This window comes from Herpetosiphon gulosus, assembly GCF_039545135.1.
GTDB lineage: Bacteria > Chloroflexota > Chloroflexia > Chloroflexales > Herpetosiphonaceae > Herpetosiphon > Herpetosiphon gulosus.
The window spans coordinates 22,201-42,699 of record NZ_BAABRU010000029.1; the positions used below are offsets into that span (position 1 = coordinate 22,201).

Here is a 20,499-nt window from a genome sequence, read left to right on the forward strand (position 1 = left end):
ACGACACGGAGGCCATCATGACGATTATTGACATAACCAAAGCCCAGCAGGATCTTGCCGCCTTAATTGAGGCCGCCACCCAAGGCAACGAGGTGATTATCACCCGCCCTGATGGCAGTGCCGTCCAACTGATTCCGGTGGCCACGGGAACCCCTCAGTTTGGCAGCGCCCGTGGCAAGATTCGCCTTCGTGCCGATTTTGACGACCCACTCGATGATGGGATGGAGGATGCCGCATGAGGTTTCTCCTCGATACGCATACGTTGCTCTGGTATTTGGCAGGCGATCCCGCGTTGCCCGCAGTGGTGCGCGAGCGGATTGAGCAGCCGAATGCCCAGCGCTTGGTCAGTTTGGCCAGCATCTGGGAAATGGCGATCAAAATTTCGTTGGGCAAGCTCGATTTAGGGATGCCGCTGCGGGAACTGGTGCATGAACTCCTGCCCTCAAATGGCATGCTCTTGTTTGGGATTTCGACGCTGCACCTTGAGCAGATCGTGACCTTACCGCTCCATCACCGTGATCCGTTTGACCGGATGCTGATTGCGCAAGCGCTCGTGGAGCAGATTCCGATTTTTGGGCGCGATAGCGCGTTTGATGCCTATTCGGTCGAACGGTGGTGGGGCTAATGCAGGACAGAGGAGGTTTGGATGGAGTCACCACCCCAAGCGCAGGTTGACCATCTGTTGGAATTGTTAGCGATCCATCGCAAGACACTCCACCATTATTTGACCCAACGCGCAATGCTGAGTCGTGCCCGTATGCCGCCAGAAACCGCACATGGCATCCGCGAGGCCCGCCGCGAGATTGCCGCGATTAAAGCGACATTGCAGATGTGGCATGTGCCCGTTACGGATGATGTGAATGATCTTGAACGTGATGAAGCCCATTGGATTGAGATTGAGCAGCGACTGCGGTCAGGGATGCTCGCCTACACAACATGGTTCTTTCGGATCTACCTGATGACGATTTTCGTATGGGTGACGGCTGCCGTCCGCCATGCCTATCACTGGTATGGCTGGATGCTTGTCCTCGCGATGGGAGGAGCAGGGGGAGTTGGATGGATGATCGGGTCGTCGAGTGCATCGATTTTTGGCGATACCCTCCTGATTGCTGTTCGTTGGAAGGGCAGCGCGTGGTGGAAAAAAGGACTTGCTATTCTGGTGTATGCGAGTCTAGCTGGTATCCCGCTTGGTCTGCTCCTCCTCTTGTAGGACGATCAGCGCGCGCGACGATTGCTTCCTACTCTTATTCCGATGGTAGTACAACCCAAATTGATTCGCGTGGTTAATATGCCCGCCGTTTATCTTGGTGATTGCTGATGGGAAAGGTGGGCGGACAATCGAAAGATCGGTGTCGTACAAAGGAGCCAGTGATGGGTGACGAATGGACACCTGACCCACGGGTGCGGCGCATCGAATTGGATGATCCGCTGGTGGTGCTGTTGCTCATGGAATTGACGCAAGCTGAGCGCGACCGCACAGGCAAAGGAACCCTGACCCCGGCGCAGATGGCAGGCCAGATTATTCATGCGGCCCATGCGGCAATGGTGCGCGATGTGGCTCCCCCGCCACCAATCGCCAAACCCACCGCGTTGCATACGCCAGCGCCGCGCCGCCAGTTGCCTACGTATCGGGGTGCTGATCAGCCCGCGTGGTCGATTGTGCCGCCGTCGCCGTATCACAAAAAGCCCTTACCCACGCCCTCGGCCTATCAGCTGCTGATCGAGTTGCTGCATGTGACCCCACGGGTTTGGCGGCGACTGGTGGTGCGCAGCGATACCACCTTGGCCGATCTGCATGCCTTCATCCAACTTGCCTTTGGGTGGGAGGATTACCACCTGCATCAGTTCACGATTCAGGGCAAGGAGTATGGGATTGACCGCACCGGAGAACTGGGCTTTGTGGGCGATGCTTGGACGATACCCGTGGGGTCGTTTCAGTTTCACCGTGGCGATCAGTTTGCCTACCGCTATGATTTTGGGGATGGGTGGGAGCATCAGATCACGGTGGAAACCTGCCAGGCGCTCAGTCCACGGGCGATGTACCCGCGCTGCATGGATGGGGCACAGTTGGCCCCACCAGAGGATAGTGGTGGGCCGTATGGCTATATGGAGCGGCGTGATGCAGGCGAATTTCCCAAGCCAACCCGCGCGATTGGCCGTGCGGCAATCAATGAGCGCTTGGCGTTGTACGTGGCAGGCTTATTGTGGAATGATGATGAGCAGGAGTAGCGCATATATGTGCGGCCATCGTCTGCGATACTGTTCATGCATGAGGATTGTGAAAGGTCGTGTGCCATGAATCAACCCCCGAAATATGCTGGATCGCAGGTCTATCTGCGGGTCTATAGTCACCTGATTGCCACCGCCGAGCGGCGGGAACGCACCACCTACGGGGCGATTGCCACACTGATGGGCTTACCACCCTCAGGCAATCACATGGGGCGGGAAATTGGAATTATGCTGGGAGAAATCTCGGAAGCCGAGCATGCGCAGCGGCGACCGATGCTCAGTGCCATTGTCGTCAATACGAATGGCATGCCAGGCCCAGTCTTTTTTGTCCTTGCCCATGAGCTAGGGCGCTATCAGGGGACGACGAAGGATGACGAAGCCCGCTTTTGGCATGCGGAAGAAGATGCCGTGTACGCAGCGTGGGATCGGGACGCGGAAGCCGCCCACCACCACGCATAAGGTGGTGGCATGGCCGCCGCCATCTATCGGGTCGGATGGTGGATGGTGCAGGAGGTGGGTCGGATGGTGCTGATTCAGGTGGTCTTTTGGAGCCAAAACCGCCGGACACGGCAAATCAAATGGATTGGGGTTGCCCAGTCACTTGTGCCGAAGCGTTATGCTCGGGTGTTCAGCCAGCGCGATGCCGAGGTTATGGTGGCCCAGCTCCAGCGGTTGGATCGGTTTCGCAGGGCGGTCATGACCCTTGAAACGGCGATGGTGGGGATAATGGCCGAGGGGTATCATGGAGAACCCTTTTCGTGATACACTCAAGCACATCAAAAATGTGTATCACGAAAAGGGTAGGCGTATGTGGCTCGAATACGGCATATCGGACGAGCTTGGACTCATCCATATTAGCGACACCCCGCGCGGGCATACCGATCTCCATTGCCCGTATTGTCATGGGCGACTGGTGGCCAAGAAAGGCCCGACGGTGGCCCATCATTTTGCCCACAACGGCACGACCTGCAACCCCGCCAGCCGAACGACCGATCTGCCACTGTTGCCATTCTTCCACTCCTTTACCCTGCATGTGGCCCCCAGGCTCTTGGCCCAGCTTCAGGCATTTAACGCTGGCCATACCTATGATGCTGATTGGCTGAAAGCGGCGAACCTTATTCGCTATAATGGTTTTACCTTTGCCCATGAACTGACCAAGCTGGGTCAAATCCCCCTTGGGCTGTTATCGGTCAATTTGTTTAGTGCGATCCATGAAGAGCGCTTGGCGGCCCAGCATGATCGACTCGATCAGCGCTTGGCCAGCGCATGGCGGGCAGGCAATGCCGTCGCACTCGCCGAGGCAGAAACCGATTTAATGCTCTATCGAACCCAGTGGCAGCGGGTGTTACGCAGTGCCTTGTATCTCGTGGAGATCGAGACCCGCAATGGGCGCTTCCATAAAGTCGGGATAACCATGCGTCCAATTGCGGAGCGGATTGCCGAGATTCAGGCCGCCCTGCTCCCCCATGTGGGTACGATGACCATGAAGGTGCTGAATGTGTTTCCGCATCGCGGCCATGTGGAGCCGTATGTGAAATTCAAGTATGCGAAGCAGCGCCGCGCGATCGGCAATTTCACCGAATATTTTGATTGGCTCGACCGCACGGGCACGATCCGTGATCTGCGGCGGATGCCTGCCAAGGTGTTAACGAGTCTTGAACAAGGCGTGCTCGATGGGATGCCCTCACCAACGATGCAGGCGATCTTCCAAGCGCACCAAGAACAGGAAGCCGCTGCGCAGCGTGCCGCTCGGGCAGCCGCTCGTGGGGCACGCACCAAGGCGGGGATGGATGCGGCGCGGCAGGCAGGCGTGCATGTCGGGCGGCCCAACGGCTCGGGAGAATCGGCAGCGGCAGTGTTGGCCAAGCCGTGGAGTCGGGCGATTCTCCAGTGTTTGGCGGATGGGATGTCGCTACGCGAGACGGCGGCCATGGTAGGGGTCGCGCTGAACACGGTGCGCAAGGTGAAGGCGGCGGCGGAGCAGGTGGCCACGACAACCCATGATGGATGAGGTCTCGGCAGCGCGGCTTCACGCCCACGCTCGCCCCGCCCGCGAGAAACCCAGGTGCGTCATGACGGCGATAGAACGAGCACTTAACGGAGTATCCATTGATGCGCGCGACCCCGACATTCCACCCGCGTGACAGCCTCATGCTGCTGGGTATGTATGCGATTGGCCTGATTCCTGGGGCTATCCTTGATGGATTGACTCCTGCGGGCGAGCACCTGAGTTGGCTGCCCCTGATCCTTGGGAGTCTGCTGGGAATTGGGATTGGCGGCGGTCTTGGATGGCTGACACGGCGACTGATCCGCCGATCGGGCTACCGTGATGTGGTTCCGATCATGCTGCTGATCTATAGTATGGCGTGGACAGGACCAGCGCTGGTGCGCTATCTTAATAAAGGGTTGGATCGCAGTCCTGCCATGGCGCACATCACCACGATTGTCGCGGTGAACCGCCCGAGCAAGGGGCCAAACCAGATCGTCGTCACCGATTGGCGCGATCCGCGTGAACAGATTACGCTGGTGGGGTCAGGCGCGATTGGCGAGCAGGTGACGGTGCGCAGCCATCGCGGGTGGCTTGGGTTTGCATGGATTGAAGGGTGGTAAGAGTATACAAACCGCAGCCAGGAGCAGGAAGAGAAAAACCCTCACTACACGATGGGTGATTTGCTGGCCTGATAGACAAGAGACTACCACCCGCTGCTCGATTAAGGGCTTGACACGAGCATTGATATCCGCTACGCTAGTCCTCGAAGGAAGGGGATGTTCCCCACGATGTGTAGCAGCCATTTTGCGCAGAATCACCCTTGATTGGTTAACCCACTACCCTCTACGGACTGGTCGCCGTCCTGCTAGGGCGTTCTCGCTTTGCCGCATCCTTGGGTGATGGCACGAGACGCTGGATCGACGGTGCGCCTGCATGGTTGCCTGCGCCTGTATGAGGAGGTTTGAGGGATGCGATTATGCGTTGTATGGTTGCTCGCACGGCCTCCTGTGTGCGATGAGGATACCCTATGCAGCGAACGATGCGCCGTCTTTTGTCATGGATACTGTTGGTGGTGGTGCTGGGCAGCCAGCTTCCCCACGCAACCTATGGGACGACCACCGGAACCATCCTGTTGGTTGTCGGATCGTCCTCGTTAAGTACCGCCGATGCCGCAATTAAGAGCCGCTTGGAAGGCCTTGGCTATGGCGTGACCGTTAAAGCCGCAAAGCAAACCCAAACCGCTGATGCGGCGAGTGTCCAAGCGGTATTGGTCTCATCGAGCGTGACTTCCAGTGATGTCGGGACGAAGTTTCGCGATGTGACGATTCCGGTGATGCTGTGGGAAATGGCCATCTACGATGAGATGAGGCTGACGGGCGCGGTCGTGGGCCAGCATCAAGGGACAACGGAAGCGCTTACCAGCCTTACTGTCGTTAACAGCACACATCCTCTGGCAGCGGGGAGGAGCGGCACGATTTCGGTGGCCACCACAGCCCAGACGATGCCCTATGGTGAACCAGCTGCTTCAGCGGTAGTGATTGCACGGGCAGGCGGGAATCAGCGCAGTGTGGTGTTTGCCTATGAGCGTTGTGCCGTCATGATCGATGGGCAAACGCTTGCCCCCGCCCGTCGGGTTGGGTTTTTCTTAAATGATGCAACACCACCCGTTTTGACAACCGATGGCTGGACACTTTTTGATGCAAGTGTGCAGTGGAGTATGGCCGGATTGCCGTGTGGGAGTACAGTCGCCACGCCGACCGTCTCTGTTCCTACAACAACGGCAACCCAACCCCCAGTGCCTAGTCCAACGGCAACGGCGACCGTGATTCCAAGCAGTACGCCTACGGTTGGGACTCCCACTGCGATCCCCACGGTTCCTCCAACCTCGCCTGCTCAGGCCTTATTTGTGGTGGGATCACTGACCTTGTCACCCAGCGATGCGGCGATTCAGACCCGTTTGCAGCAGTTAGGCTATCAGGTGGTCCTGCGTGATCAAGCGGCAGCAACGACCGCCGATGCCACCGAGAAAACGCTGATTGTGATCTCGGCCACCGTCAATAGTGGGACGATCAATACCAAATTCCGCACGGTGCGGGTTCCGGTGATCACGTGGGAACATGCCCTCTATGACGATCTTGGGATGACGGGATCAACCTTGGGGGATGATTATGGGAATGCGAGTGCGAGTCAAACGACGACCACGATCACGTTTAATGACCCAACGCTGCCCATTACTGCTGGATTGACGGGCACGCACGCGGTCTTTACGACTCCCCAGCCGCTGCCCTTTGGTTTAACCACGTCCGATGGCTATCGGATTGCCAGCTTTGCGACCAGCACAACCAAAGCAACCTTGTTTGCCTATGATCTCTTAGTCCCGATGGTTGGGATGCGTGCGCCTGCCCGCCGTATTGGCTTCTTTCTGTCAGAAGCCGGAGCTGTTCATCTGACTCCTGCCGGATGGGATCTGTTTGATGCGGCAGTGATGTGGGCCGTGGCGCGGATTGATACCGATGGCGATACGATTCCTAATGATCGAGAAATGGCCGTTGGCACAAACCCGCTGGCGGCAGATACCGACGGTGATGGCCTCAGTGATGTCGATGAATTGTTTGCGACATTTACCGATCCGACCCGCCCTGCAACGCGCAATCCAGCTATTCTTGATGGTGCGGATGATCCTGATGGTGATGGGCTATCGAATCGCCAAGAAGTAGATCGATCGACCCATCCGGTAACTGCGGATACTGACGGTGATGGATTAAATGATGGCATTGAGGTGACTAATCAGACTGATCCGACCAATGCCGACACCGATGGCGATGGCCTCACCGATGACAGTGAACAGCGCGTCCTGACGAACCCACTGGTGGCCGATACCGATGGTGATGGAACCCCCGATGGCCACGAGCGCTTTCTCACGACCGCTGCGATGACGACGGGAGCGGCCTTGGTGGAGATGGATGGGATTGGGGATGTTGCCAAAACGGTCACCTTTCAGGATCTCTCTGATGATTCCTTATTCCAGCAGTTGCCAGGCCAAATAACCGCAGCGGTCGATATTACCGCGACGGCTCCCTTTACCCGTGCGCGGGTGAAACTCCGGTTTGATCCGTTGCTGGTGCCGAATAACGATACCGCAAACCTTGAAATTCGGTATTACGATGAGGTTGATCGGGTTTTTAAGCGCCTCGATGCATGGGGCGTTGATCTGGCGACGGGCTATGCGTGGGCGGATACGACCCACTTTACGACGTTTGTCTTATTCTATATTCCCGCGTGGAATGCTGCATGGCAAGTTCCGATGGATGGCGATCAGAATGCCGCCACACCACCGCTGGTGGATGTGATGTTTATTCTGGATACATCCGCCAGTATGGATTGGAATGATCTCAATCGGGTGATGGTTGCGGCAACCCGAACCTTCATCGATGCGCTGGTGCTTGATGATCAGGTGGGGATTGTTGATTTTGATTCGGATGCGGTGTTACTCCACCCGTTAAATACGAATCGGGCCGCGGCGCGAGTTGCGGCTGAATCTTTTTATTATGACGGTGGGAGTAACCTTAGTGCTGGGGTTGCCCTTTCAAACCAACAACTCATCGCCCATGGAAAGCCAGGACATACCAAAGTTGCCATTTTGTTGACGGATGGGGATGTGCTCTATGATACCGCCTTGACGAGTCAAGCGCAGGCGGCGGGCATTGTGATCTATACGATTGGAATTGGCCCCAGTGTGAATGCCGCGGTCCTTCAAGGCATTGCCGCTGGGACGGGCGGAACCTACGAAGCGATTGCCTCAACCGATGATCTGCCAGCGGTCTTGAATCGGCTTGGGCAGCCGATGACCAATGATGGCCTTGATACCGATCAAGACGGCATTCCTGATGCGATTGAAGTTGGCGGGATTCGGCTGGGAACCGGGGCAATCCTGACCACTGATCCCATGCTCTGGGATACCGATGGGGATACCTTGCCCGATGGGTTTGAAGTGGGAACGCGCGAATACGCTCACGATGGAGCGTATTATCGTGGGATTGCTGACCCAACGCGAGCCGATACCGATGGCGATGATCTGATCGATGCGGAGGAGTATACGCTTGAAACCAATATCTATCGGGCTGATAGTGATGGTGATGGCTTAAGCGATAGTGTTGAGGTTGAGGCCAACTTTGACCCAACCCATGCCAATCCGGATGGAGATCCCTGGGGTGATCGCGAAGAAATGTTCCATGATCTCGATCCCTTCTATTATGATTTGCGGGGCTGGGATTATGGGGAGGCAGCACTGGCCGGATTCGTGTATGGGGATGGTGGGCAATGGGCGGTTGATATTGGCTTGGTTGATCACAGCTCGTTAGCCAGTTTTGCCTATATTGCTGGCTGGTTTGCGAGTGGCGTTTTTTCGATTGGCGATATTCGGGATACCTTGGTTGCGATTATCGATGGCAACCTGGGCGATGCCTTGGTCAATGCACTGGGCATCCTCCCGCTCGTCGGCAATGTCGCCAAATCATCCGCGATTGTCACAAAGTATAGCTCATGGATTCCCACGGCTAAATCATCGTTGCTGGGGTGGCTCGTTGGGGAATTCAAAGATTGCACCTATGCTGCCTGCCGCGATTTTATTCGCTTCTTTATCGGTTTTTTTGGGATTACCGATGATCTTGCCTTATTAATTGGGAAAACCGAACTCGATGAATTGGCAGCAGCACGCAATGATATGCACGCTCTTGGGAAGCTCTTCTTTGATAATCCTAATAAATTTGAGTTAGTCCAAGGGAGTCCGGTATCACTGAGTACGATTGATGCACGAATTACCAGCGCAAATGGCTGGAATCCAGGGTTGCAAGGGAAAGCCCTGTCGCATGCCCGCGGAACCGAGACGGCCAAATTGTATTTGGAAGGACGGGGGTATCAGATTCTCTATGCGGACAGTAATATGCCGATTGCGCAGTTAAACGGGTTACCCCCGATGTCTACCGTCCAAGGACCGGATATTATTGCGGTAAATCCTGCGACGGGGAAGGTTGTTGTGGTTGAAGCGAAGGGTTATAGTACGAAGCTGCGGCTTGGACGTGGAAATTTACTGAAGCGCTTAGCCCTTAATCCAGTCCAAGGAGCGCTAACGGCCCAAAATTCTTATGTATGGTTATCCAATGATAGTTATCGATACCTTGATGCCATGAAAAAAGCGGCTGACCCGAATGTTCGTGAGGCCCATAGACGCTTATTCAATGTCATTAACCAAACGGAAACGTATGAAACGATTGTTGTGGCATCAGGAGCGAATCCAAAACTTGGTCGTGGAATGGATGAAGTTTTGATACAACTTGACGAGAACACAACTGCCGTAGAAATCATCAAAATTCCGTGGCGATAGAGGTATAAAAAGATTCGATGATTGTATGGCGTTTCAGTCGTACTATGGTATATCATCCATATATACGTTTGAAGCGCCATACGAGTACTGTGGGTAGCAGGACGATATCCCCCATACACGATGTCAGTGTCTCCTAAAATAAAAAGGGATAGAATTCAATGATTCAACTGAAAACGAAGGCCTTGCAAAAACAACTGAGGTACAGCCTCAATCGCCTTGATCCCATTCAGGATGCTCAGGAAACCGCACTCTGGAGCGATTATGAGATGATTGGGCGGTGTTATTACTATCTGCGTGATGAACGAGCGACCGAGTACCTCCAGCAGGCTGCGGTGTTGCTTGTGCAACGACAGAGCCGTACAATTGAGCCGCGTACATCACATGCGCTGTTTACAAACGCTGCATCCTGGTTCGCTGCCGCTAATCTCTATCGCTTGGTCGGTGATGCAACTTCGATGCGTGCCTGTTTGGCCTCTGTACGAGCGGTAGAATCCTCTCCACTATGGAAGGATTGGCCAAAGCCGCTCGAAGGGTATTGGGATCTGCTGGCATTAGCCGCCCTGATGGACGGCGATGCACCGCAAGCGTTGATCTATGATGCCAAGATTGCGGCGTTGCCGCAGCGTGAAGATCCCGATCGCCCATGGTCGGGACGGTTAGCGGAAGCCATCGTCCACGCTGATGCGTCGGCGATTCGGGCAATTGGCGATGAACTCCATGGCATCTTGACGCGCTATCATGGCAAGCCGTGGGATACGACCTACCTCAATCTCTGGGATTGGTACGCGTTGACCGATCAGATGGCCGCAGAGGTGGAGCGTGCTGCTGTGCCAGCAGCATAGGGCGATGATGAGGACAAAAACCACGCGCGGGCCGAGTGGGGTAATGCCCGTGCGCGGTCGCCAGAATCCAACATACCATACCAGATTCCACCCATGAGTATCGCCGATGTCGCAACCCCGTGCAACATCCATATCCCCCATGCAGGGGATTTTTCAGGCCCATGCCAGAAATGGCCTGTGTGTGGCTCTGGATAGCGTAATCACAGAGGAGGCGATCATGCAGAAACATGAAGCATTGGCCCAAATTGAAGTGATCATTGACGATCTGTCGAATGGTGAACTCTTTAACGCGGTGGGCGAAGTGGGCTATTTGTTGCTTCGCGAGGCCTTGGAAGTCGTTCGACTGGCCTTGCAGGGGCGCATCCCGCCAAGCGAAGCCCATCAGCATGTGTTGCTCGATATCATTAATCAGCAATTGACCAGTCCGCCAGATGAACACCGAAATTAACGAGGGCGCGGAGAGGAGGGAGGATCAGGGATTGACTGATTTGGTATAATGGGCACAGCTTGAACAGCAATCTTTCATGGTTGACATAAAAATAGTGCTGGTGTTCAATTTCACACGGAATGGCTTGCAATGATGCGCGGATTGCGCTCCACAAGCAGGCTCATTTGCAAAAGTGGACACAAGAGACTTGGAATGGCCTTAATCCCCGTGAGAGGATTGAAACCCACGAATCGGCTCCGCCCCAATTGTTGGAAGCGTTGACTTGGAATGGCCTTAATCCCCGTGAGAGGATTGAAACTCAACCGACAACATATTTCGTGGACAACTAATCTCTTGGAATGGCCTTAATCCCCGTGAGAGGATTGAAACATGATCGTGGTCGTTTCGCCGAACAGGGTGGTCGTGCTCTTGGAATGGCCTTAATCCCCGCGAGAGGATCATCATCAATAAACCAGCGCCTCCCACGACGCTGGTTTTTATTGTGTCCAGTATCCCTCACGAGCGTGGACACCAATCCACCACTTGTCGAAACGACCCGCCATGGCGTATCATCAGGCCTACCCGAGGGATGATGCACGCCGGAGGTGATGGATGAATCAGGATATCCTTGCGCAAACGTTGCGGGCAATTCAGGGGGAACGTGTCCATGGCGGCTTCGATACGAGCCATGATTGGGTTGATCGACTGGTCGCCGACGCAGGTGAGGAGCAGTTAGCTGAGCGTCTTGATGCCGTCATTCCGCTTACGTGGCCATGGGAAGTCGTGGCGGATTTATTTGCGATCCTTATCTGGCAAACGAGCGACAATGGCGCAGCCCTATCGGACACAACCGATGACTGGTTGCGTGCGGGCACGAACCTGCGGCGCATCCAGATTGCGCTGCACCTTGATGTCTATCCGTTTCACGATCGCGCTGAAATGGTTCAGGTGCTGGAAGGCATTGCCCAGCGCTTTCCCGAAGTCGCTGATCGGTGCACGGACTTAATCACTAGCCGTAAGTGCTCGAAGGAATGAACCGCATGCCCACCAACCCTCCATTCACTGATTGGCCACCGCACATTGCCGATCGCTTGGAGCTTGCCGATTCCATCGTATCGTTGACGCAATCGCGGCTTGCGGAATGGCCTGCTGCTGCGCCGTTGGCCCCGTATGAGGCTGGCGATCTGCTGGATTTACTGCGCGAGGGGATGGAAGTGTGGGAGCAGGTCGCGGTAGCGCTGGAAATGATTGCGATGGGGTTTCCCCCATCGGGTGTCATCGTGTTGGCCAATCTGGTGTTTGCCCAAGAACGGGTCGCGGCGCAGCTTCAGCCCGCACGCTGGAAGGATACGCTGGCCCCAATCGTTGCCCAGGTGATCAGGATTCAGCCCGTAACGGGCGACATGGCGGTGACGCTGCGGGAGCAGGCAACGACCCTCGTATCCGGACTGGGAGCCGCTGCCGCAACGCTCGATGCAATGGTGCGTGACCGCTGGAATAGCCACCAAGCACAGCAAGCCGAGCAGGCATTGCGCGATCTGAAACGCTTGGCCGATGATTTAACCGCCCTGATGTCCCCGATTCCACTCGCGCCCGTCGCTCCATGGCCTGCTGACTGGTGGGTGCTCACCCCCGACGGCCCTGCCAGTCTTGATAGCATTTTGATGCACGCCCGTGAAATGCAGACGATGTTGATCCAGCACATGCGCCTAATTCAGGTGGCGCGGCGCTCGTCATTGCGTGCATCACGGATTCCCCAATATCAACGAGTGGCGATTGAAGGCTTTGATGCGCTACGGCAGGTGCGGATCGTGCAGCATGTGGTGGCATTTGTGATCAATCGCACCTTGCACGAGTGTCCGGTGATCCTGCCTGTGCCCATCGAGGCCGGACTGGCGTGGGCGATCAGTGGTGACGACTTGGCGATGCTTGAAGCCCAGCGGGCGGTGGTGCTGGCCAAGCCTGACGATGCACAACCGTGGTTGGCGCTGCTTGGAGTGTTGGCCGAGGGGGTGCAGCATGCGCTCGATGAGTACGACGCGATTGATGACACCCAGCTTGGGTTACTCACCGAAGGCTGGGAGGATGTCGATGCCGCGTTGGGGCGGCTGGTGCATGGAGCCGCTGCGCCGCCGCGCCCGATCATGCCGTGGGATACCGAACGGACTGCTGTGCGGGCGATGCAGCAAACCCTACGGCAGCATGCGGCGCAGGTTGTGTATCCCGGCCAAAAAGCATCAAAACGCCGGAATGGGCCGCGTGGGAACATCACCCGAGAATGGGAAACCTGTTTTGACCTGATTCAGGAGGCGATTCGCCAACACCACGCACCGACGATCTTTCGGGCAGGGGTATTGCAGCAGGTGGCGCAGCTCATCCAGCGGCAGGAATCCCCCACGCCGGAATCCTTACGGGAACGCTGGATTGGCCGCGTCTGGTGGGCGTGGAATCACCGCGATACGGAATATCTCTTCCGCGAGGCCGTGCATGCCTCGATGGAATCGGCAGGGTATGGCGTTGCCCATGACCCAGCACCGAGTCCGCAATCGAATAGTTATCTGGCCACCGCTGCCGCACTTGGTGAGGCATTGCGCACCGCCAGTTTGGCCGAGGAGCGGTTGTGGCGCTTGGGGATTGACCCGCGCCCATGGGTTGCGGCGGCGAATCAGGTTTATGGTGCCGTGGATGCCGCCAATCCGCATACCCCCGCGACGGTGTGTTGTGATTGTGGCCAGCCGTTTACCGAACGCTGGTCGTCGATCCAATGCAAATCCTGTGGCAAGCGTGACTGGCATAGCGATGCGATTGCCTTTCGTGAAGAATGGGGCGGAGTGCAGGGCGCGACCATCGACATATCACCGGAAGGAATCTGACCATGCCGATGCTCAAGGCCTTATTGGATGCAGGGATGACGGTGGAGGAGGCGTATCGGGCGGTGTGTAAGGAGATAACCCCCGCCATGCTGGCCAATTTGCGCTGGATGCAGCAGCATCGGCCCGATCAAGTGGCGCACTATGCCGCCGAATGGGAACGGGCTGGGTTTCCGCCGCCATGGGCTGCGCTGCTTGATGGATGGGATGGGGCAGTACCCACCGTGGGTGGAGCGGATGAACCCATCCTATAAGCGATTTCCAGCATCGTGAGGGATACTGGACAAAACTCTTTATTTGCCTGGATAGCCAATCATGGCGTATCATCAAACAGCAGCACACGACGAGGACACAACGATGGCCGATGGCAGACAGAAGAATGGCGGGAAACGCAGTGGGGCAGGCCGCAAGCCCAGTTTGAGTCCCTTGGCATCAGTTCGCTTGCGTGATCCTGACCTTCAAGCCAAGTTGGCTGCCGTGACCCGCCACGAGCGCGAAGTCTCACACGACCCAACCATTAGTCAAGAACGGCTGATTGGGATGCTGATTGAAGAAGCCCACCGCGAGATGGTGGCATTTCAGTCCACAACCACGCCAATGATTGATTCTCCGAGGAATCAATTCAGTGTAGCGAATCGCCCCGCCGTTGCCACGATGGCCTATCAACTTGTCATAACGATTGAAGAGGTCACGCCGCGTATTTGGCGGCGACTGGTGGTGACGAGCGACACGACCTTGGCGCAGCTGCACACCTATCTCCAAATCGCCTTCGAGTGGGGCGACTATCATCTGCATGAATTTCGGCTGCATGGCAATGAATGCGACGAGGCAATGACGTTGGACCAGCTTGGGGTGCGGCATGGCGATTTATTTGATTATATTTATGATTTCAGCGATTACTGGCTGCACGCCATCGCCATTGAGGATTGTACGCCGATGAATCCCCGCGCACGGTATCCCCGCTGTACGGGCGGCGCACAACCTGGACCCGAAGAAGATTCAGGCGGAGCGTATGCCTATTCCCAAAAACTGGCACGATCACGGCGGGCCAAGGCGGCGGCGAAGAAGCGCACGAACAACGCCGGAGGAACGAGCACGGCCAAGAAAAAGCGCTCGACAAGTGTGCGGACATTCAGTCAAGCCACCGTCAATCGGCGATTGGCAGCCTTTTGCGCGGGCGATCCGTTCTACGCAGGTGCGTGATTGATTCGGCGAGGAATCAATTCGGGCATTGGCCAAGCGGGGGATGTGAGCGCGGCAGCCCAGCTGGTGTGCTGAATGGGCATTGTATGGCTATTTTATTCTGTCCTATGTCTTGCAAGACATTAGAAATATTTATTGAAAGCGTGGGATTAACCTTTGCGTGGTCGGCCTCGGCGTACCACAATTCCCGCAGCGGCGCGTTCCGCCTGCTTGGCTTTTCGCTTGGCGGCCTTCTGTTCACGATCAGCCACGAATCGCGCCTCGGCTTGGCATGCCTCGGAACAAAAGCGTGGTGCATTGCCAGGATAGCGATACACGGTCGTTTGGGTGTGGCAAAAGGCACACACGAGATCGTAGCGTTTTAAGGGCACATCGCGGGTGTAGCCGCGCACCTGAACCCGTTTGGTTGGATGGTCATCATCATGGTCGCTCATAAATACGGTCTCCTGTCTTGGAAGATACTGGATTATAGTCGATTATCCTAGGCATGATCAATCGACGATTAACGGTTGTGCTCGATCACTGGCTAAAAAGACACAGCGCCGAAGCGATGATTGATTTGGCGTGCAATCAATCGTTTTGTTGCTGAACAGGCCCAAAGGTCTGCATGGCTTTAATATGTTCTTCTATCGTGCAAGACAGAGGAATATATTGTTTACGAGCGATAGAAAAAGGACATGACGAGCGCGAGCGCATGGCAGCTAGCAGCGGTTCCGGCAGGCGACCGTGCATCGATGATTGGCGGCGTTGTGTGCGGATGATCCGTGGTATGCGAGCGCATGATTGAATAAGCGAGGAATCAATTTGGGGCGATTTTTGGCTATGTATCTGGCAGAATGCGGCATCATCGCTACCATTCCTCGTTAGGCCATGATACGATAGCATCGTGTTGTTAGCCGAGGAGCCACCCCATGAGTCAACCCAACACCCTCACCCTCGAATGTACTCCCGCCGCTGCCGATTCGCCCGATCTTGCCCACTGGACTTTGCGCTTTCATCAACTGACAGCTAGCGGAAGCCTGCCCAAACTGCCCACCAAACAGCAACGGATCGATTTGCGCTGGTATTTTGAGGAGTACCTGCAATGGCCATTTTTAGAGTTTCGCCAGCGTGCGGCAGCCATTGAAGCTGAATTGGTGACGCTTGGTAAAACCCTGTTTAAGGCTATTTTCAAATCGAGCGCCGATGCCGCCGAAATCTATGCCGAATGGATGCAGGGCGATGCGGGCGTTCCAACGCTGCAAATTTTGAGCCTGATTCCCGCCGTGCTGAGTGTGCCGTGGGAGTTGCTGCACGATGATTTTGGCTTTTTGAACCAACGGCGGCGCAATCCGGTCGCGATCTATCGCACCGTTGCAACCGTTCGCTCGCACATGATGGCGCAGCAGATTGCGATGCCGTTGCGGATTCTGGTGGTCGTAGCACGGCCTGATGATCAAGGGTTTCTTGATCCCCGCACATCAGCCCAAACCATTTTTGCGGAATTGCAGCAACTAGAAAACGACCAAAAACTCAAGCCTGGCATGATTGAGCTGGAGTTCTTGCGTCCACCAACCTACGATCAGCTGGCGCGGCGTTTGCAAGATGCCACCAAACCGGTGCATGTGTTGCATTTTGATGGTCATGGTGGTTTTCCCACAAGCCGCCAAACCAGCCAACAAGACTCGCTCTATAAATCGGCGGATGTGCCGCAAGGGATTTTGGCCTTTGAAAACGCCAATTATCAGGGTGATGATGTTAAAGCCAGCCGCTTTGCGGCGCTGTTGAATGACACGGGCGTGCGCTTGGTGTTGCTGGATGCCTGCCAAACCAGCGTGATGGATACCAGCACCAGCGATGATGCTGAGTATCAAAAGCAGCAGGCGTTGAGCAGTGTGGCAACTCAGTTGTTGACGGCGGGTGTGCCAGCGGTGGTGGCGATGAGTGCCAGCGTGTTGCCGATAACCACGGCGATCTTTTTTGGCGAATTCTATGGTTTGATCGCCAAGGGTGAGCCAGTGCCGGTGGCGTTGGAGCGCGCACGCCAAGCCTTGCAAAGCCAACCCGTGCGCTTGCACCTTGCCCGCAATTCCGAACACCCCGCCGATCCCATCAGTTTGGCCGATTGGTGGATGCCGCATTTTTATCAGCAGGTCGCGATCAATCTCACTCCAACGGGTAAACCACGCCGTCCCAAGCCTGCCAAGCTGTCGGGCTTTGTGGAAAACCCACTGCAACGCCCGTTTGTGGGCCGCGCCAAGGAACTGTTGCAGATGGAACGAGCCTTGCTCAACGGCAAAATTGTTTTGTTGTATGGCTTTGGCGGCATTGGCAAAACCCGCCTTGCCAGCGAAGCCGCCGCCTGGCTAACCCAAACCAATCTCTATCACGGCGCATTGCTGCTCTCGTTTGAACATGGTGGCAGCCAAATCGCCTTGCTGAGCGCGATTGCCCGCCATTATGAGTTGCCCGAAATCGATTCGCACGATTTGCAAGCAGCCTTGCAGCGCTTCAAACCGCATTTACGCAGCAAGCCGCTGCTGATTATTGCCGATAATTTGGAGAGTATTTTGCCCAACGCGGGCAATGCCGAGCTGCATGTGTTGGATGCGAACGAACGCCACGCCTTGTGGGATTGTGTGCTGGGCTTGCGGCAAGCAGGCGCAGGTATCATGTTGACCTGCCGTGATTACGATTTGCAGGATAGTCGCTTGGAGCAAGGCCCCTTCACGCATTTGGTGGCCATGCGCGGCTTGGATGCCCCCGCAGCCTACCGCTTTGCCACGACCTTGCTCGATGATTTGGCGATTGATCGGCGGCGTGCGCCCAAACCGCAACTCAGCACCCTCTTGACGCGGCTCGATCATCACCCACTGGCCATGGGTTTGACCCTACGGGCCTTGCGCGACCCCAACCTGAGCATCGAGCAACTCTTGAACGACTATAGCAGCGCCTTGGGGCAATTCACCGATGAAGCCAGCCCCAACCAACGCCATAGCTCGCTCGAAGCCTCGCTCACCTACTCGCTGCAACGGCTCAGCCCAGACCAACGCGAGTGGCTGGCGCGGCTGGCCCCATTTGAAGGCGGCGCATTAGAACCATACCTCTTAGAAATCACTGAGATTCCAGCCGAGCAATGGCCGCAACTCCGCGCTGCCCTTGAGCATGCCGCATTAATTGTGCCTGTGGCAATTGAACATATTATCGTGCCATTTTTGCGTTTTCACCCAACCCTCACGCCCTATCTGCGCCAGCAGCACCCTACTAGCCCTGAGCTAGAGCAACGCTTTGCCGTGCGGTATTACCAGGTATCACACTATTGCTATCAGCAAGATCGCCAAAACCCTCAAGTAATCCGTGCCTTGGTGCGCTATGAACTGCCCAACCTGCAACGGGCAATCCAAGGGTTATTGAGCCTCAAGGAGATTAATGCTGCAGTAGATATGGCTGATAACCTCAATAAGTTTTATAACAATTTTGGCATGCAACGCGAGCGCAATCTGCTTAATCAACAGCTTGCCCAGCATATGGTGGTCAACGAACAGCTTTCGGCAGCCGAATATCTGCATGAATCAGGGCTTGGTGATGCGGACTATAGCCAAGGTCGCTATGATCAAGCATTGCAACGCTTTGGGCAGCTTGTAGCCCGCATTGAGCAGCAGCCAGCCGATCAGCCGCGTGGCGTTGGCTCCTATCAGCATTGTCTAACGCTTACCCGCATTGGGCGTTGTTTACACAGGCTAGGCCAACCGGCGCAAGCCCAAGGGTTTCAGCAGCAAGCATTAACTATGCTTGAGCACTTGCATAGTCAAGCACCAGATAACACATATCTTCGTCAAAAATCCAATTGCTTGATTGATCTTGCCGATTGCCACCGTGATCAAGGCCAATTTGCCCAAGCCAAAAACTACTATGAGCAAGTCCTCGCCATTGCCAAACAACTTGGTGATGCGCGCAATCAAGCGGTAAGTTTCGGCCAACTTGGGCTGTTAGCGCTGGAACAACGTCAATATGCTGAGGCAAACCAACACTATGCTGCGGCTCTAGCTATCTGTCAACACTTGAACGAGCCAAGTATGATGGCGGGTTGCTATCATCAGCTGGGCATGGTTGCCGAACAACAACAAGCGTGGTCGAGCGCCGAACACTACTACCGCCAGAGCCTAGCCATCGAAGAAGGGTTGCGCGATAGCCTTGGGGCCGCCCAAACCTGTAATCAACTGGCAACTGTGACCGCATCAGCAGGCAAACCAAGCGAGGCCGAGGGCTGGTTTCAACGGGCCTTACAAACCCCTAATATGCCAGCGATAAATCGTGCTCGCTGGCTCAATAATCTGGCGAATCTGCTTGCCAACCAAATTCAAGCTGGGGCGTGGCAGTCGAGTCGCTTGGCCGAAGCTCTAGCCTATGCTGAGCAAGCACTTGCCATTCGTAAAGCGCTCGATCCAGCAATTGCCGAAATCTGGACAACATTTGGTATTCTTGCCAGATTAGCCGATTTAGCAGCCCAAACAGCGCAAGCAGCTGGCTATCGCCAGCAAGAGCGAACTGCCTTTGCAGCCCATGCAGCCAATCGCTGGCATATTGATCAACAGTTTGGGCAACTGATTACAGCGATTGTCGCAGCAACTCAAGGCAATCAAGAACTGAGAGCCGCAGTTGAGCAAGTATTACCGCAATTAGACGCAAAGGGCTGGAAGATTAGCGAAGCAGTGCAACGTATTTGGGCAGGCGAGCGCGATTGGCATGACTTGTGTGCTGAGATCGGCAGCAATTCTGCATTGTTGATCGTACGGGTGCTTGAGGAGCTGGAAAAGGTTGGCGACAATCAACACCATGCGGCTTCGAGTCAGCCCATACCGCCGATTGCCAGCCAGATTGCTCCATGGCTAGCAGGCGAACGCGATGAGGCATCATTTATAGGGTTGCTCGACGCGATTAATCATGCCGTGGTTACCGCGCTTCATGGTAATGACGAGTCTGCACGAAAGACTCTAGTAACCCAGCTTGATGCGCTTGGTCAGCGTGATGATCTGCCCATGGATGATGCGCGTATCTTTGTGCAGACGCTTCAAGCATGGCTACGCGGGGATGCAGCCCAGTGGCAAACGTTGCTGCCGCAGGTGAGCGAGCGTTTCCAAGCGGTCATCACGCAGATGCAGATCGCCATCCATCCGATCTATCGCCAGGTTATGCCGTTGTTGCAGGCCGCTGCCGATGCGCTCCATCGCAATGATCCCACCATTACCGATCAACTCATTGACCACCTAACTACGATGAGCGATCAAGCCGCCGAGGGGGAATCAGAGGAATCGCCATGGATGGATGCCGCCCGTGCGTTGCGAGCAGCACGTGCCATCCTTCACGGGGAGGCGATTGATGTGACAGGATTAGGGGAGATCTATCAGGCTATGCTTGGCCAGCTTCAGGCGATAGCGGTCAATCGCCCGGGGACTGTCAAGTAGATTGTGTATTTCGCCCCATTACCCCGGAAAGCGTCCGTCAAAGCGAATGGCCAATTGGTTGCGAATCCGTGCCCAGTTTGGCAGCGTGACCCATTTTGCAGTGATATCGCG

Annotated in this window: 17 protein-coding genes; 16 read left to right on the forward strand and 1 reads right to left on the reverse strand. The window is 55.7% G+C overall.

Annotated elements, in window-relative coordinates; all coding sequences use genetic code 11:
* Positions 1-17 precede the first annotated feature (17 nt).
* The 15 genes from ABEB26_RS23860 (at position 18) to ABEB26_RS23930 (ending at position 14,944) form a co-directional block, all read left to right on the forward strand.
* Positions 18-239 carry a type II toxin-antitoxin system Phd/YefM family antitoxin gene (locus ABEB26_RS23860; protein WP_345724598.1) on the forward strand — a complete coding sequence of 74 codons (222 nt, stop codon included), beginning with the start codon at positions 18-20 and terminating at the stop codon, positions 237-239.
* Positions 236-625, forward strand: coding sequence for a type II toxin-antitoxin system VapC family toxin (locus ABEB26_RS23865; protein ID WP_345724599.1), 390 nt, complete (start codon positions 236-238; stop codon positions 623-625). Before ABEB26_RS23860 ends, ABEB26_RS23865 begins: the two co-directional genes overlap by 4 nt.
* 21 nt (positions 626-646) lie before the next feature.
* The gene (locus ABEB26_RS23870; protein WP_345724600.1) at positions 647-1,210 is read left to right on the forward strand and encodes a hypothetical protein; all 564 of its coding nucleotides are present in this window, start codon (positions 647-649) and stop codon (positions 1,208-1,210) included.
* A 161-nt stretch (positions 1,211-1,371) separates the two neighbouring features.
* On the forward strand, positions 1,372-2,229 hold the full coding sequence (locus tag ABEB26_RS23875) for a plasmid pRiA4b ORF-3 family protein (RefSeq protein ID WP_345724601.1): 858 nt from the start codon (positions 1,372-1,374) through the stop codon (positions 2,227-2,229).
* Positions 2,230-2,295: 66 nt separating this feature from the next.
* Positions 2,296-2,688 carry a hypothetical protein gene (locus ABEB26_RS23880; protein ID WP_345724602.1) on the forward strand — a complete coding sequence of 131 codons (393 nt, stop codon included), beginning with the start codon at positions 2,296-2,298 and terminating at the stop codon, positions 2,686-2,688.
* A gap of 9 nt (positions 2,689-2,697) precedes the next feature.
* Positions 2,698-2,991: a hypothetical protein gene (locus ABEB26_RS23885; RefSeq protein WP_345724603.1), complete on the forward strand. Its 294-nt coding sequence runs from the start codon at positions 2,698-2,700 to the stop codon at positions 2,989-2,991.
* Between the two features lie 46 nt (positions 2,992-3,037).
* Positions 3,038-4,240, forward strand: a complete 1,203-nt coding sequence (locus ABEB26_RS23890) for a competence protein CoiA family protein (RefSeq protein ID WP_345724604.1) — start codon at positions 3,038-3,040, stop codon at positions 4,238-4,240.
* A gap of 101 nt (positions 4,241-4,341) precedes the next feature.
* Positions 4,342-4,839, forward strand: a complete 498-nt coding sequence (locus ABEB26_RS23895; RefSeq protein WP_345724605.1) for a hypothetical protein — start codon at positions 4,342-4,344, stop codon at positions 4,837-4,839.
* 419 nt (positions 4,840-5,258) lie between these two features.
* Positions 5,259-9,602 carry a VWA domain-containing protein gene (locus ABEB26_RS23900; RefSeq protein WP_345724606.1) on the forward strand — a complete coding sequence of 1,448 codons (4,344 nt, stop codon included), beginning with the start codon at positions 5,259-5,261 and terminating at the stop codon, positions 9,600-9,602.
* A 158-nt stretch (positions 9,603-9,760) separates the two neighbouring features.
* Positions 9,761-10,444 carry a hypothetical protein gene (locus ABEB26_RS23905; protein ID WP_345724607.1) on the forward strand — a complete coding sequence of 228 codons (684 nt, stop codon included), beginning with the start codon at positions 9,761-9,763 and terminating at the stop codon, positions 10,442-10,444.
* 217 nt (positions 10,445-10,661) lie between these two features.
* Positions 10,662-10,892 carry a hypothetical protein gene (locus ABEB26_RS23910; RefSeq protein ID WP_345724608.1) on the forward strand — a complete coding sequence of 77 codons (231 nt, stop codon included), beginning with the start codon at positions 10,662-10,664 and terminating at the stop codon, positions 10,890-10,892.
* 591 nt (positions 10,893-11,483) lie between these two features.
* Positions 11,484-11,906, forward strand: coding sequence for a hypothetical protein (locus ABEB26_RS23915; RefSeq protein ID WP_345724609.1), 423 nt, complete (start codon positions 11,484-11,486; stop codon positions 11,904-11,906).
* Positions 11,907-11,911: 5 nt separating this feature from the next.
* Positions 11,912-13,744 (forward strand): hypothetical protein, encoded by a 1,833-nt coding sequence (locus ABEB26_RS23920; RefSeq protein ID WP_345724610.1) that lies wholly within the window; start codon positions 11,912-11,914, stop codon positions 13,742-13,744.
* 2 nt (positions 13,745-13,746) lie between these two features.
* Positions 13,747-13,995 carry a hypothetical protein gene (locus ABEB26_RS23925; RefSeq protein ID WP_345724611.1) on the forward strand — a complete coding sequence of 83 codons (249 nt, stop codon included), beginning with the start codon at positions 13,747-13,749 and terminating at the stop codon, positions 13,993-13,995.
* 61 nt (positions 13,996-14,056) lie between these two features.
* Positions 14,057-14,944, forward strand: a complete 888-nt coding sequence (locus ABEB26_RS23930) for a plasmid pRiA4b ORF-3 family protein (RefSeq protein ID WP_345724612.1) — start codon at positions 14,057-14,059, stop codon at positions 14,942-14,944.
* A 149-nt stretch (positions 14,945-15,093) separates the two neighbouring features.
* Here ABEB26_RS23930 and ABEB26_RS23935 read toward each other — a convergent pair whose 3' ends face one another.
* Complete coding sequence (locus ABEB26_RS23935) at positions 15,094-15,378, reverse strand: hypothetical protein (RefSeq protein ID WP_345724613.1); 285 nt, start codon at positions 15,376-15,378, stop codon at positions 15,094-15,096.
* A 477-nt stretch (positions 15,379-15,855) separates the two neighbouring features.
* On the opposite strand from ABEB26_RS23935, the gene ABEB26_RS23940 reads away from it, so the two are divergent.
* Positions 15,856-20,388: a tetratricopeptide repeat protein gene (locus ABEB26_RS23940; protein WP_345724614.1), complete on the forward strand. Its 4,533-nt coding sequence runs from the start codon at positions 15,856-15,858 to the stop codon at positions 20,386-20,388.
* Positions 20,389-20,499: the final 111 nt, after the last annotated feature.